The sequence below is a fragment of the Alicyclobacillus fructus genome, assembly GCF_017329605.1.
GTDB lineage: Bacteria > Bacillota > Bacilli > Alicyclobacillales > Alicyclobacillaceae > Alicyclobacillus > Alicyclobacillus fructus.
Genome location: NZ_JAFMTY010000004.1, coordinates 1 through 14406 on the forward strand (window position 1 = coordinate 1; position 14406 = coordinate 14406).

Annotated in this window: 12 protein-coding genes; 10 read left to right on the forward strand and 2 right to left on the reverse strand. The window is 64.6% G+C overall.

The features are described 5' to 3' along the window. The first annotated feature begins 330 nt into the window (after window positions 1-330). Together J3481_RS02605 and J3481_RS02610 are read left to right on the forward strand one after the other, a co-directional pair. Window positions 331-1758: an amidase family protein gene (locus J3481_RS02605; RefSeq protein ID WP_206831351.1), complete on the forward strand. Its 1428-nt coding sequence runs from the start codon at window positions 331-333 to the stop codon at window positions 1756-1758. A gap of 12 nt (window positions 1759-1770) precedes the next feature. Then, entirely contained in the window at window positions 1771-2133 is a 363-nt protein-coding gene (locus J3481_RS02610) for a DUF423 domain-containing protein (protein ID WP_206831352.1), read from the forward strand. Here J3481_RS02610 and J3481_RS14915 read toward each other — a convergent pair. Beyond that, window positions 2032-2979: a DMT family transporter gene (locus tag J3481_RS14915; RefSeq protein WP_206831353.1), complete on the reverse strand. Its 948-nt coding sequence runs from the start codon at window positions 2977-2979 to the stop codon at window positions 2032-2034. The genes J3481_RS02610 and J3481_RS14915 overlap by 102 nt on opposite strands. After that, complete coding sequence (locus J3481_RS02620; protein WP_206831446.1) at window positions 2976-4778, reverse strand: S9 family peptidase; 1803 nt, start codon at window positions 4776-4778, stop codon at window positions 2976-2978. Before J3481_RS02620 ends, J3481_RS14915 begins: the two co-directional genes overlap by 4 nt. Window positions 4779-4972: 194 nt before the next feature. Here J3481_RS02620 and J3481_RS02625 point away from each other — a divergent pair, with 194 nt between their 5' ends. The 8 genes from J3481_RS02625 (at window position 4973) to J3481_RS02660 (ending at window position 14405) form a co-directional block, all read left to right on the forward strand. Next, on the forward strand, window positions 4973-5656 hold the full coding sequence (locus tag J3481_RS02625; protein ID WP_206831354.1) for a YdeI/OmpD-associated family protein: 684 nt from the start codon (window positions 4973-4975) through the stop codon (window positions 5654-5656). 109 nt (window positions 5657-5765) lie between these two features. After that, the gene (locus tag J3481_RS02630; protein ID WP_206831356.1) at window positions 5766-6242 is read left to right on the forward strand and encodes an SdpI family protein; all 477 of its coding nucleotides are present in this window, start codon (window positions 5766-5768) and stop codon (window positions 6240-6242) included. A 54-nt stretch (window positions 6243-6296) separates the two neighbouring features. Next, entirely contained in the window at window positions 6297-8108 is a 1812-nt protein-coding gene (locus J3481_RS02635; protein WP_206831357.1) for an SWIM zinc finger family protein, read from the forward strand. Window positions 8109-8200: 92 nt separating this feature from the next. After that, window positions 8201-9367 carry a trans-sulfuration enzyme family protein gene (locus J3481_RS02640; protein ID WP_206831358.1) on the forward strand — a complete coding sequence of 389 codons (1167 nt, stop codon included), beginning with the start codon at window positions 8201-8203 and terminating at the stop codon, window positions 9365-9367. Between the two features lie 172 nt (window positions 9368-9539). Beyond that, window positions 9540-10616: a class I SAM-dependent methyltransferase gene (locus J3481_RS02645; protein WP_407929312.1), complete on the forward strand. Its 1077-nt coding sequence runs from the start codon at window positions 9540-9542 to the stop codon at window positions 10614-10616. A 32-nt stretch (window positions 10617-10648) separates the two neighbouring features. Then, a complete protein-coding gene (pdhA, locus tag J3481_RS02650; protein ID WP_206831359.1) occupies window positions 10649-11716 on the forward strand; it encodes a pyruvate dehydrogenase (acetyl-transferring) E1 component subunit alpha in 1068 nt (355 codons plus the stop codon). Between the two features lies 1 nt (window position 11717). Further along, on the forward strand, window positions 11718-12695 hold the full coding sequence (locus J3481_RS02655) for an alpha-ketoacid dehydrogenase subunit beta (protein ID WP_206831360.1): 978 nt from the start codon (window positions 11718-11720) through the stop codon (window positions 12693-12695). A gap of 30 nt (window positions 12696-12725) precedes the next feature. Then, complete coding sequence (locus tag J3481_RS02660) at window positions 12726-14405, forward strand: long-chain fatty acid--CoA ligase (RefSeq protein WP_206831361.1); 1680 nt, start codon at window positions 12726-12728, stop codon at window positions 14403-14405. Window position 14406 lies beyond the last annotated feature (1 nt).

Genomic DNA, 14406 nt, shown 5'->3' on the forward strand with positions numbered 1-14406 from the left:
GTATGGAAGGACGAGTCCTTGAGCACCCATGCGGAGCCGGGCGGATGCTCAGCCCCACGCCTGACACATGAGTCAAGGTGTAGTTCGGTTGACGTTTACGGTCATTCGCGCAAAGAGCGCGCGGAAGGGCAACCCGGAATGGCGATCGCGGCCAAATCGACGAGCCCGCCCGCGAGAAAGGTCCACGGGCCGTCGAACAGATCCCATTCGGGCCTTTTTCCTCTGCACGGAGGGCATCCCCCCGGCGCGCCTGCTTTCGAGACAAGCGGACAGGTGCTGTGGCACAATAGCCCTGAGACCGCGCGGCGCGTGGAAATGGGGGATGGACGCATGGAGACGATGACGCGTTCGCTTTCGGAATGGGCCGAGGGCATTAGGCGAGGGGAGTTCTCGTCGCAGGAGGCGGTGACGCTGCACCTCGAGCGCGTTGCCGAGCACAACGTCGATGGCATGGGGATTCGCGCCGTGATCGAGCTGAATCCCGAGGCGCTCCTGGAGGCAGAGGCGCGTGACCGCGAACGAAGAAGCGGGTTTTTCCGCGGGCCCCTGCACGGCGTGCCGATCCTCGTCAAGGATAACTTGGACACGGCGGATGTCATGCAGACGACAGCGGGATCGCTCGCGCTCGAGGGTCACCGCGCCAAGGAGGATGCCGAAGTCGTGCGCAGGTTGCGATCGGCGGGCGCCATCCTCATCGGCAAGGCCAATCTGACCGAATGGGCGAACTTCGTGAGCGATCATATGCCAAACGGGTATTCCTCCCGCGGCGGGCAGACGTTGAATCCGTACGGGCCCGGCAGGTTTGACGTCGGCGGCTCGAGCTCGGGCTCAGGCGCTGGGGTTGCGGCGGGCTTTGCCCCTGCGGCCATCGGCACGGAGACGAGTGGCTCCATTTTAAGTCCGGCGAGCGCCAACAGCCTTGTGGGACTCAAGCCGACGCTGGGGATGGTCAGCCGCCGGGGGATCATCCCCATCGCCATGAGTCAGGACACGGCCGGGCCGATGACGCGTACCGTCGCGGATGCGGCGCTTTTGATGTCCATCATCGCAGGGCCGGATCCGCGGGATGTGGCCACGCAAGGCGTGCGTTGGCCGTCGCCGCAAGATTGGACGAACCTCGAGCGCGGTGCGCTTCGTGGCGCGCGCATCGGTGTGCCGCACGGGTATCTCGAAGGCGCGGATGAGGACGAGCGCCGCGTGTTTGACCGCGCGCTGTCCGAACTTCGAGCGTTGGGCGCTGACGTCGTGGAGTGCCACCTCCCGAAGGACGAGATGGACTACGAGGTGCTCCTCGCCGAGTTTCCGGTGGCGCTGAACGCGTATTTGGCCAATGTGGAGCCCTGGCTTCCCGTTCACTCGCTCGCGGACGTGATGGCGTTCAACGCACAGCATGCCGATCGCGCCCTGCGCTACGGGCAGGCCATCTTCGAGCGGGCGCACAAGCAGAGCCACCTGCGACTGGCGGACGGATCGTACATACGCGCCAGGCTTCGGGACGTGCGCCGATCGCGGGAGGAGGGGATCGACCGCGCCCTCCGGGAACACCGGCTCGACGCCATCGCGTTTCTCAACCACTTCGGCTGCTCCATCGCGGCCAAGGCCGGCTATCCGTCCATCACGGTGCCGGCGGGATACACCGAGCAAGGCAAGCCGGTGGGATTGACGCTGACGGGGACCGCCTACAGCGACGTGACGCTGTGCCAGTTGGCGTACGACTACGAACAGGCGACGCGGCATCGGCGTCCGCCGAACATGTGAGGAGGAGACGGTATGGCATTTGCGGTTTGGGGCGGCGTGTTCGCCTTCCTCGCCGTGGCACTCGGCGCGTTCGGCGCCCATGTGCTTGGGGACAAACTCTCGCCCGAGATGATGTCCGTCTACCACACGGGCGACCAGTATCAGATGTATCATGCGCTCGCGCTCATCGCCGTAGGGATTTTGCTTCGGCTGCAGCCGGATTCCCGGCTGCTGTCAGCGGCGGGCTGGCTGTTTGTCGTTGGGATTTTGCTCTTCTCGGGCAGCCTCTACGCGCTAAGCATCTCCGGCATCAAGGTGCTCGGGGCCATCACGCCCATCGGGGGCCTGTGCTTTCTGGCCGGATGGATTTGTTTCATCGTCGCCCTTGCGCGTTGATCGCCAGAGGTAAAAGCCGACGCCCACGAGGCACACCGCGCCGCCCAGCGCCTCGAGCGGCGTGATGGACTGGTGCAAAAGCAAGGCGGCGAGAAGCGATCCGACCACGGGCTCGCCCACGACCGTCATGGCAATGGCCGTGGGCGGGACGCGGTGGAGAAGGGCGTTGAAGATGCCGTGCCCGAGGATGGTCGAGACGACGGCGAGGGCGAGAAACAGGAGCCAGTCGCGCAGGCTGTACCCTGTGAGCGGCACGCCCAAAAGGACGTTGGCGGCGGCGAGTACGGCGCCGCCGATGACGAAGGCACAGAGGTTGTAGGTCCAAGCCGGAACCTCGGCGCGTGCGCGCGCACCCACCAGCACGTAGCCGGACACGGCGAGTGTGCCCAAAAACGACATGAGGTCGCCCAAGGCGCCCGTGCGCACCTGTCCCGCGCTCGCGAGGGCGGCGATGGCGGCCCCGAAGATGGCGGCCGCCATGTTGGCGAGATCGCCCGGAGAAGCCGGGACGCGCCGCCAAACGCGCTCGCCCAGCCACACAAACACCGGCTCGAGCGCCAGGATGATGAGTGACGACGCGACGCTCGTCAACTTCAGCGATTCAATCCAGAAGAGAAAGTGCAGGCCGAGCAGCACGCCGCTCGCCGCCAAAAAGCCGCCCATCCGCCGGATGGAGGACAGGCGGGGCCGCTCCCGCCACACCCACGGCGAGAGCAGGAGGGCTGCCAGCCACAACCTGTACATGCCGATCACGCCCGCGGGCGCGCTCGACCAAGCGATGAAGATGGCCGAGAACGAGATGGAGATGAGCCCGAGCGCGAGAAGCGCGAGGGTTCCGAGCCTCACGGCTTCTCATCCTGGCGGTGCCGATCGAGGAACTCCACCGTCCGCCGATACGCCTCAATCTCATTTTCCAGCTTCATAAAACCATGTCCCTCGTCATCGAACACGATGTACTCCACGTCCCGGCCCTTGTCGCGCAGCGCCTGGACAATTTGGTCCGACTCGGCCTTCACGACGCGCGGATCGTTTGCCCCCTGAATGACGAGCATGGGCTTCGTCATGCCGTCCAGATAGGTGATGGGCGAGTCCTGGATGAGCCGCTCGCGGTCGGCGGGATCGTCCGGGTCGCCGAGCCAGCGCTTCATGATGGGCTTCCAGAAGTCCGGGACGGACTTCGCAAACGTGAGCAGGTTGCTTGGGCCGAAGATATCGACGCAGGCGCGGAAGTATTCGGCGTGCCGGCCGTGCAAGAGCAGCGTCATATAGCCTCCGTAGCTGCCGCCGACGAGAAACAGTTTCCCGCGCTCCGCCAACCCCTGCGAGAGGAGCCACTCGATGCTCGCGATCATGTCCTTGCGCGGCCCCTCGCCCCAGTCGCGCTCCACCATTTTCTCGAACCGGCTGCCATATCCGGTGCTGCCCCGGAAGTTCGGGGCGAAGACATGATAGCCGTGGAGCAACCAATACTGGAACAGCTTGCGAAACCCCTTGCGCTCGGCCGCCTGGGGTCCCCCGTGCGGCCAGACGATGGTGTAGCCGTTCGCCACCTCGGGTTTCGCCCGGAACGGGAGCGCCTCAAGTTCCAGACCGTCGAAGGATGGAAGATGAACCACTTCCGCCCGGACAAAGTCTTCGGGTGAGAATCCCATCGGCCGCACGTTCGTGAGCGCGCGCCACGTGCCGTCGAGATCGCGAAGCCATACGTTTCCCGGATGGACGTCGCTCGCGCCCAGCAGGTAGACGCGGCCGCTGTCTCCGACCTCAAGCTGGCCGATCACGTCGCAGGGCGCATCCAGCTTTTCGGCTCGGCCCGTCCTCAAGTCGACGCGGTACAATTCATCGATCACGCCGCGCATGACGACGGCGTACGCCGTCTCGCTGTCTCGGTGCACAGCCAGGTGCGCGACGCTGCCGTTCTCGGGCGCCCACACCCGTTCAAACGATCCCGTCTTCGGATGGAACGAGGCGACATAGAGTTCGTCTGCCAGGTAGTCGGTCGCGAAGACGACGTCGTCTCCCACAAAGGAGGCCGACGCGACGACATGCGGCGTGGACGGATCGGGCGTGAGGCTTGTTCGCGCGCCGTCGCGGTGGAGGTGCGCGATCTGGTACGTGTTGGCGAAGGCCGTGTAGGTCACCCAGGATGATTCGTCGTCGCTGACGGCGGCGAGCACCGTGGGGCCCCCTTCGCCCCGGTAGAGCACGCGCTCTTCACCCGTCTCGAGGTCGAACACGTAGCCGCACAGAAACTGCGGCTCGTCCTTGTCGGACGAGTAGTAGATCCGGTTGCCATCCTTCGAGACGGTGCTGAACATGAAGCGCCGGCCCGCGTGGGTCCTAAGGGGCTGTTTGGGTCCGCCCCGAGACGGCGCGAGGTAGAGCTGGGCGTTCTCGTCGCCGTCGCGATCGAACGCCACCAAGAAGTAACGGTTCTGCGGGTCGAAGTGCATCGCGTGCGGCACTTGGCCTTCGTTTGTCAGTCGATAGGGGAACGCGCAGTCGAGATCGATGCCCCAGGCGTCATAGCGGCCGGAAAAGTTTGTGGCCACTGCGATCCGGGATTCGTCTTTCGCGACGCAGAAGCCCAAAATGGACGGCGTGTGAAACAGTTCCTCAGGATGAGGCTGCGGGATGGAGATCAACACGCTCACGCTCCTTCTCGAGTGGATGCGAATGGGACGAAGGCCGTCTGAACATGGATATTTCACGAGGGTTGCGAAATTTCCTCCTTGAGAGCGGCGATGGCGGGGAAGGGTGCGGTGGGCGCCTGGGACCCGCGAGACGCCTGCACTTGGCGATCCGCCTCCCATGCGGTAGGCTGAGGAGGACAAGGGCGATGGAACGGGCCCACGGGGCGAGTTGTCCCAATCCATCTGGGGAGGCGCACGACGTGAAGATGAATCCCAAGGTGGACCTGTATCTTCAACAAGGCTGCATGCGCTGCCGATTTGGCGGGACGCCGGACTGCAAGGTTCACCGTTGGCAGGAGGTCCTGAAGGCGCTGCGGGTCATCCTGCAGAACTGTGGCCTGCAGGAGGACTTGAAGTGGTCTCAGCCTTGCTACACGCACGAAGGGCGAAACATCGTCATCCTGAGCGCCTTCAAGGAGTACTGTGCGCTCAACTTTCTCAAGGGCGGATGGATCGACGATCGATACGGGTGGCTGGAGAAGCCTGGGGAACACACCCGGGCGGGTCGTCAAATGCGGTTTCGGACTGTGGACGAAGTGGTCTCGCGCGAGGCGGTCATTCGCGAGTATGTTCAGCAGGCCATCGAGGTGGAGATGTCGGGCGAGAGAAATGCCGAGGCTCAGCCGGTTCAAGCGCCTTTGCCGGAAGAACTGGTTCAAAAGTTCAGCGAGATGCCCGAGCTGAAGCGGGCGTTCGAGGCGCTCACGCCCGGGCGGAGGCGGGCGTATCTCCTTTACTTTTCCGCGCCGAAACAGTCGAAGACCCGGTCGGCGCGCATTGAGAAATGCGTGCCGATGATCCTGGAGGGCAGGGGCCTCTACGATCGCTGAACACCGACTGCGGTCAGCCCGACCAGAGGGGCTGGCGCGCAGTTTTCTGCACGGGAGGCCCCGGTTCTTCGTTCCCCGTCTGTGGGCGGTCCTCTATGAGCCCACCCTCATGTTGGGAATCATCCTTCTCTGGTACGTGTTTTGGTGGTGGAGACGAAATCGGAGGCGCGATGCATCGTTTTGGGAGACGTATCGGTACATCGGCGGCGTGGTCGTCGTCTGTATGTCTCTCATCTATGCGACGGTTCTCGCTCATGGGTTGCATCTCGCAACCCTCCGATGGGCAGCCACCGCTTACGGCCTGATGTTCATTCTCGTCGCCAATGTGCTGCCGCGCCTGCGCCCGAATGGGTGGATCGGTGTTCGGACGCCATGGACGCTCGTGGACGAGCGTGTGTGGAATTGGACGCACCGCATGAGTGGGCAATTGGGGATACTCGCAGGCATCTTCATCATTTTGCTGGCGTGGCTTTTGCCTTCCCTTCCTCACGTGATGATGATTGGCGTTTTGGCTCCCGTATTCATTTGGCTTTTCGTCGTCCTGGTGGCGTCCTATCTTTACGCAAGGCGTTTACGCCGGGTATAACGGGCCTTCGCCCAAATCACACGTGTTCGTCGATTTGGAGGGAGGTTGCGAACGATGCCCGCTGCGGCAGCGTGGCGAAAAGCGCTCCGGGAACTGACGTCATCCAGCGGATGGGAGGACCTGCTCCCGGAATTCGTCTTTCATCGGGGCGTGGAATATGCAGAAGAGGGCCGCGTGGCGTCGTGGTCGCTCCAAGGCAGCGTGATCCACGCCGTTGTGCGCGGCGAGGCCGCCTACCAGGTGGATTTGCATCTCGAGGATCTCGCAAAGAGCCGCTGTTCGTGCCCTTACGGCGCCCCTTGCAAGCACATGGTCGCGGCCGCGCTGCATGCCGCGCGGGAAGTGCGCTTGTCTGGCCTGTGGCGCGAAGCACCTTTCGACCTTGAGGTCGAGCTGGCAAGCGGCGTGGAACATGATCTTCCGGCGCATGTGCAACGCGCCGTGTCGTGGCGGTCGGATGTCGCGACGCTCATCCGGACCCTGGCCTTCGTCCACGACGCTCCGGTTCGCTGGACGGAGTCCATCACGCTTGCGGACCTGGATCGGGAGGCGCGCCTCGTTCTGTTGGCTGCAGACCGGATCGCTCAGGGGGAGACCGCCGTCCGCGTCGAGGGCGATATGCCTTTGCCTGCCACGGTGACGTACAGCCCCGCGGGCTGGGACAGCGCGCGGAGGGTGGTGGAGCTGTTCGCGGATGTGCTCGCGGACGCTTCACCCCCATGCCTTGCCCCGTACGCCGTATACGGGTTTCGAAGTCTCGTGGCGGACTGGGGCGTCGACGTTCCGGATGACTACGAGTTGGAACATCGTGCGCTGCTTTTCTCTTTGCACCCGCAGCTCGCGCGGGCAGTGAAACGGTTGGCGGGTACCGGCGAGACCGCCATTGAGCACTGGCGCACGTGGTCGCTCGCCCGCCTGTCGGAGGCGGCTTGCGCCGAAGACGCGCTTGTCGCGCTCGCCTCGCTTCAGGGCGGCTTCGTCGATTCGCCTCACCTGGTCGCCGCCGCGAACACCGTGGCGGCCTTCGATGACTTCCCTCGCCCGGCGCATCTCGAGGGTTGCGTGCCGCACGTCCCATGGGTGCCCTTCACGATGGCGTCTTGGATCCAGGACAATTGGCGGCACATGATGGCCTCTGCGCTCGCGTTGGGCGATCTCGCCGCGGCGGACGCGCTCGCGCGTTTGTCGCCCGAAGTTGCTCCGGAGGCGGAGGAAGCGTTGGCGGAAGCCGCGATTTCCGCGCAAGCCTGGGACGTCGCGGAATCCAGCCTTGAGCGCCTGACGAGCCACTGGCCGACGGCCGAGCGGTGGGACAGGCTCGCGCACGCGTTTCGCCGCCAGGGCAAGGTCGAGCGCGCCGCGTCCTGTCTGCGCGAAGCGTTTCTCTGCGATCCGAACGACGACAGGCGCGACCGCTGGCTGACTCTGGTGCCGGAAGCCGCCCGCGCCACGGAGTTGATTCGGTGTGCCGGTCAGCTTATGAAAGCGCGGCGGCTCCCCCCAGCGTGCAGGTTGTTGCTCGATCACGGCCTGATCTCTGAAGCGTGGCGCATCCTGGAACTGGGGCTCGAGGGCGCGGAGATGTGGGAACCGAGTCCCGGAATGGACGCCGTGATCGCCCGCTTCGCCCAGGAGGACGCGCGCCGGGTTACCGAACACATCCTCCACGTCGCGCTCGCCGCCATTCGCCTTCGAAGCCGCGGCCCGTACCGCCGAGCCGTCAAGTGGCTCGTGGCGCTTCACGCGGGTCTTGTGGCTTCCGGTCGCGCGGCCGTGTGGGAGGAGGCGCGGACCGCGCTCGCCGCAGAGAGCCGGCGCCTGCCCGCGCTGCGCGACGAGCTTCGCGCATCCGGACTGGTCCCATGACGCCGGCGCTTTGCGCCTTGACGCTCGGCCCACGCCTCTGTACATTTTCTCTATCGCCTGTCATCTGAGCGGAGGAAGGGAGCCGACCCACGTTGAAAATTGAATCGAAACTGGCTCAGATTGGGAATCGCCAGGATCCCCAGACGGGAGCCGTGTCTGCTCCCATCTACCATTCGACGACCTATGCCCATCCGGCGCTTGGCCAAAGCACCGGGTTTGATTACACGCGAACGCTCAATCCGACGCGAAAGATCCTCGAGGACGCCATCGCGGAGCTCGAAGGGGGCGTGCGCGGATTCGCGTTTTCCTCCGGCATGGCCGCGGTCCACGCCGTGTTCTCGCTTCTGTCTCCGGGCGATCACGTCATCGTCTCCGCGGACCTCTACGGCGGCACGTACCGGGTGCTCGAGCACATCTTTCGCCCACTCGGGATTGAGGCGACCTATGTGCACACGGGCCATCTCGATGAGGTGGAGGCGGCCGCGCGGGACGCCACGCGCGCGATGTTCATCGAGACCCCGACCAATCCCACGATGCAGATCACCGATATCGCCGCGGCGAGCCTGTTCGCGAGGCGGCACGGATGGCTGACCATCGTGGATAACACGTTCATGACGCCGTACTTTCAGCGGCCCATCGAGTTGGGCGCCGACATCGTGGTTCACTCCGCCACGAAGTTCCTTGGGGGGCACAACGATGTGCTCGCCGGCTTGGTTGTGGCGAAGTCGGAGGACGTGGCCGAGCGGTTGTACTTCATTCAGAATTCCATTGGCGCGGTGCTCGGGCCGCAGGACGCATGGCTCCTCATGCGCGGCATGAAGACGCTCGCCATCCGCATGGAGCGATGCGCGATGAACGCGAGCGCCATCGCGGCTTGGCTCGACGCGCGCGACGACATCGTCAAGGTGTATTACCCGGGCCTGGACACGCATCCGGGCAAGTCCATCTGCGCGAAACAGGCGTCCGGCTTCGGCGGCATGGTCTCGTTCGAGGTGCTCGACGCGCGCATGGTGCCTTTTATCCTCGAACACCTCAAGCTGGTGACGTTCGCCGAGAGCCTGGGGGGCGTGGAGACGCTCATCACCTATCCCACGCGCCAGACGCACGCCGATATCCCGGAAGCCATTCGGGAAAAGGTGGGCGTTACGGACAGGCTGTTGCGGCTCTCCGTGGGCATCGAACACATCGGCGACCTGATCGACGATCTGAGTCAAGCGCTCGATCACGCCGCGGAGCAGGTCCTCTCTCGGAGGCGTTGAGCGAAAAGGGCCGATCCCGCGAAGGAACGGCGGGATCGGCCCTTCGTGCCCACGAGGTCTTCGTGCGGAAACGCGCGGAGGGCGCATAGGATTTCGTAGGCGGTGTGTCGAAGATCAAGGGACGTAAGCGTTCGAAATTCTGTTTCAACTCTGAAATGAGGGGGTGGTGAGCATGGAGGCGCCGTCGGGATCGCCGTCCAACGTCTCGGCGAAGGATGAACGCCGCGAGATGACGCCTCATCCCGTGCGCATCGGGGAGACAAAGCTTGGCCCGCATTTTCGCTACGATCTCCGCGCTCCGCGGATGGAGGAACTGGATCGCTTCATCGTGGAAAAGCCCATTCGCGACTGGTCCGTGGTGACGTGGAAGGAGGTCGGCAAACCGTTACGCGTTGAAAATTACGCGTCGGGCAAGCGCTTGTGGGAAGAGCAAAACGGCGACACCATGCCCGTGAAGACGAGCTGGGAGATGTTCAACCGGTCGTTTCACAGCTGGTTTGTGAAGGACGCACCCGAGGCGCAGCGGCAGGCCCTGCGCCGGATGGCAAGGAGTGTGGCCTCGTTGCGGCTAGACGAGATCGCGAGCGTCTTCCAGGAGCTGCAGCAGGTGACGCTCTGGAACCTCGCCCACCGCGTGACCGACACCATCTGGGATCCCAGGGGCAAGCGCGCGCTGTTCCGAGGGCTGGACGTCGAGCGGCCGCGCATCCTGTTCCTGGGCGCCGCGGAGGGGTACGAAGCGATGCAGTTGTACGCCATGTACCCAGGTGGAGAGGCGGTCATGGTGGATTACGATGCCTTCTGCCGGGATCACCGATTTGGCGATTTTCCCGAGGACTACCCTTTTTTGGGGTACGATCCGGCCACCGGATCGGCGCGGGCCTGGTACCGGGGCGAGATGCGGTTGACGTATCTGGTCGAGGACATCCGCAAGCTTCCCTTTGGGCGCGAGTTTGACATCGTGCTGAGCGTCGGACTGCTGGAGCACTTTCCGGACGAATACAAACCCGAGTGCATCGAGTGGCACCGGAAGTTCCTGCGGCCCGGCGGGTATGCCATCCTGACGACGCCCCGGCTCGGGTGGCGCACGAAGCTCTTCTACCACGTCATGGCGGAGGCCATGAACTACACGTATCGCGAGCTGATGACGGTCGATCAGATGGGCTTGTACCTCTATGAAAACGGATTCAACATTTTGCGCCACGGCTGGATCAAGACGCACAACGGCATTGTGGCGCGACCGCGGTGAGTGCGGCAAGCGGCGAAAACGAGGTGGAGGACGTGCACGTCTACCGATTCACGGAGGAGACAGCGCCGGATCAGGTGCTGAACGAGGCGGGGGAACGGGTCGGCGAGTTGCCCGAAAACGCGGCCGATCTCGCCCTGCAGTGGTACCCCTTCATGGTCTTCTGCCGCAAGTTTGACGAACGCGCGCAACTGTTGCAGCGGCAGGGAAGGCTTGGCACCTATGCGCCGTTTCGCGGACAGGAGGCGGCGCAGATCGGCAGCTTCGCCGCGCTCCGACCCGACGACTGGATCTTTCCAAGCTACCGGGAGCTTGCCGGCATGATGTATCACGGCCTCGAGCCGTGGCATGCCCTGCTCAAGAGCAGGGGACATCCGAATGCGGGGCACATGCCGGAAGGGTTAAACATGGCACCGGCGCAGATCGCCATCGCCGCGCAGGTCCTGCACGCGGTGGGTGCCGGGTGGGCGTGTAAGCTGCAGGGCACGGACCGCGTCTCGGTGGCGTACTTCGGCGACGGCGCGACATCGGAAGGCGACTTTCACGAGGGGATGAATTTCGCCTCCGTCATGCAGCTTCCGGTCGTGTTCTTCTGCCAAAACAACCAGTACGCCATCAGCGTGCCCGTCAAGCGGCAGACCGCCTCTCCGACCATCGCGCAGAAGGCCATCGCGTACGGCATGGAGGGGCTGCGCGTCGACGGAAACGACGTGTTTGCCGTCTACCAGGCGATGCGGTATGCGGTCGATCGCGCACGCCGAGGCGACGGGCCGACACTCATCGAGGCGGTCACGTACCGGCTGGGACCGCATACCACAGCGGACGATCCGACGAGATACCGGGACGCGGCGGACGTGGAGGCGTGGGCCCATAGGCGGGATCCGCTCGTGAGGTTGAGAGCGTGGCTCACGCGGCAGGGCCTGTGGGATGACGCGCGCCAGGCCGCCTGCGAGGCCGAAGCCGAAGCGCGCGTGCGCCGGGCCGTCGAGGAGATGGAATCCTGCCCGAACAAACCGCTTGAAGAAGCTGTCCTCCATGTGTACGCCGAAACGCCGGAATCGCTCGCGTCTCAACTTGGCGCGCGCCGAAAGGGGGCCACTTGACGTGCCGAAGATGACGATGATTGAGGCCATCCGGGATGCGCTTGCCATCGCTCTCCGCGAGGATCCGCGCGTGGTCGTCTTTGGGGAGGACGTCGGCCGCAACGGAGGCGTGTTCCGCGCGACGGACGGGTTGCAGGCCGAGTTCGGCGAAGCGCGGGTCGCGGACACCCCGCTCGCGGAGAAGGCCATCGTGGGCACCGCCGTGGGTCTCGCAATGGCGGGCATGAAACCTGTCGCGGAAATCCAGTTTCTCGGTTTCGCGTATGAGGCGATGGATCAGATCGCGGCGCAACTCGCGCGCATTCGCTTCCGCACGCAGGGAAGATTCACCGCGCCTGCCGTGATTCGCGCGCCCTACGGCGGAGGGGTGCGCACGCCTGAACTTCATTCCGACAGCCTCGAGGCCCTCTTTGCGCATACGCCGGGGCTCGTCGTGGCGACGCCAAGCCGCCCGTACGACGCCAAGGGGCTGCTCCTCGCCGCCATTCACGCCCAGGATCCCGTCATCTTTCTCGAGCCCATCCGGCTCTACCGCGCCTTTCGTGAAGAGGTGCCAAGCGACGCGTACGACGTTCCGCTTGGCCGCGCGGCCGTCCGCCGCGAAGGATCAGACGTCACCCTCATCGCCTGGGGGCCCACGGTGACGGTGGCGGAATCTGCCGCGGATCAGGTTTCAGCCCGAGGCATCGATTGCGAAGTGCTCGATCTGCGCACGCTTGCGCCGCTGGACCGATCTGCGATTCAGGCCTCGGTCGAGAAGACCGGTCGGGCCGTCATCGTGCACGAAGCCGTTCGGTGTGCCGGCCTAGGGGCCGAGATCGCCGCGACCATCATGGAGCTTGCGTTTTATCACCTGCGCGCACCCATCGAGCGGGTGACGGGGCTTGACACGCCGTATCCGCCGCCCGCCCTGGAGGACGCGTGGCTGCCGAGCGTGACGCGCGTGGTGGAGGCCATCGAACGCGTCATGGAAGACTGATGGACGGTTCAAACTCGAAGGAGGGGTTGGATGTTCACGCGTCACTTTCCCTATTGGCCGAAGCGGGTGCCGAAGACGCTCACGGTGCCCCGCACGCCCATTCACGATAACCTCGCGGTGTCCGCGCGCCGCTATCCTCACAAGACGGCCGTGTACTACTACGGCCGCGAGATTACCTATCGCGAACTGCACGCCGATGTGGAGGCGCTCGCGGGCTATCTCCAGCACGCGCTCTCCGTCAAGCGGGGCGATCGCGTCGCGCTCTACATGCAGAATTCGCCGCAATTCGTCGTGGCGTATTACGCGATTCTCCGCGCGGACGCCGTCGTCGTCCCCTTGAACCCCATGCTTGTGGCGAGCGAGCTCCCGTTCTACTTCGAGGACTCCGGCGCTCGCGTCGCGATCGTCGGGCAGGAACTGGTGGACCGCATCAAGCCGCTCGCGGAGTCCGGCGTCGTCGACAAGGTCATCGTCGCCACCTATCGCGACGCGCTGCCGCCGGAGCCCGCCCACCGCGTGCCGGACGTGGTGATGGCGCCACCGCAATCCCTAGACCATCCATCTTTCGTCCCATGGTCGCAAGCGCTTACATCCGGACACGCGCCGCGGCCCAGTGAAGCCACGGCGGACGATCTCGCCGTCATCCCGTACACCTCGGGAACGACGGGCGTGCCCAAGGGATGCATGCACACCCATGCGACGGTTCAGGCGAACATCGTCTGCGCGGTGGTTTGGAACGGCGTGACGCCGGACGGGGTGGGCCTGTCCACGCTCCCCTTCTTCCACGTCACGGGAATGGAGCACAGCATGAACGCGCCCATCTACTGCGGCAACACGTTTGCCATTCTGACCCGCTGGGATCGGGAGACGGCCGCGGAACTGATTCAGAAGCTTCGTGTGACGCACTGGACCAACATCGCCACCATGGTCGTCGACTTCCTGGCCAACCCGCGCATCGAGTCGTACGACCTGTCTTCGCTCATGGTGGTGGGCGGTGGAGGCGCCGCCCTGCCGAAGGCGGTGGGCGAGCGGCTCAAGGCACTCACGGGCCTGGATTACGTCGAGGGCTACGGCCTGTCCGAGACCATCGCGCAGACGCACACCAATCCGCCGGATCGCGCCAAGCTGCAGTGTGCTGGCGTGCCGCTCTTCGATGTGGATGCCCGCATCGTCGATCCCGAGACGCTCGCGGAGCTCGGGCCTGGCGAGGAGGGCGAGATCGTCGTCTCCGGGCCGCAAGTGTTTCTCGGCTATTGGAATCGCCCGGAGGAAAACGAGAAGGCGTTCGTCGAGATCGACGGAAAGCGCTTCTTCCGCACGGGCGATCTCGGCCGCTATGACGAAGAAGGGTACTTCTTCATCGTCGATCGCATCAAGCGGATGATCAACGCGTCCGGCTTCAAGGTCTGGCCGACGGAGGTGGAGTCCATCCTCTACAAGCACCCGGCCGTGGAGCAGGCGTGCGTCGTGGGCGTTCCAGATCCGCGCCGCGGCGAGACCGTCAAGGCGTTCATCATCCTGAAGCAGGATCACAAGGACGCCGTCAGCGCGGAGGACATCATCTCCTGGGCGCATGAGCAGATGGCCGCGTACAAGTGTCCGAGGGAGATCGAGTTTGTCGACAGCCTTCCGATGTCTGGGAGTGGCAAGATCCTGTGGCGCGTATTGCAGGAAGAGGAGCGCAAGAAGCGGCAGGCTGCCGCGACCTGAG

Coding starts and splice junctions, on each gene's coding strand:
- J3481_RS02605 (WP_206831351.1), top strand. CDS start 331: ATGGAGACGATGACGCGTTCGCTTTCGGAATGGGCCGAGGGCATTAGG.
- J3481_RS02610 (WP_206831352.1), top strand. CDS start 1,771: ATGGCATTTGCGGTTTGGGGCGGCGTGTTCGCCTTCCTCGCCGTGGCA.
- J3481_RS02625 (WP_206831354.1), top strand. CDS start 4,973: ATGGAACGGGCCCACGGGGCGAGTTGTCCCAATCCATCTGGGGAGGCG.
- J3481_RS02630 (WP_206831356.1), top strand. CDS start 5,766: ATGTTGGGAATCATCCTTCTCTGGTACGTGTTTTGGTGGTGGAGACGA.
- J3481_RS02635 (WP_206831357.1), top strand. CDS start 6,297: ATGCCCGCTGCGGCAGCGTGGCGAAAAGCGCTCCGGGAACTGACGTCA.
- J3481_RS02645 (WP_407929312.1), top strand. CDS start 9,540: ATGGAGGCGCCGTCGGGATCGCCGTCCAACGTCTCGGCGAAGGATGAA.
- J3481_RS02660 (WP_206831361.1), top strand. CDS start 12,726: ATGTTCACGCGTCACTTTCCCTATTGGCCGAAGCGGGTGCCGAAGACG.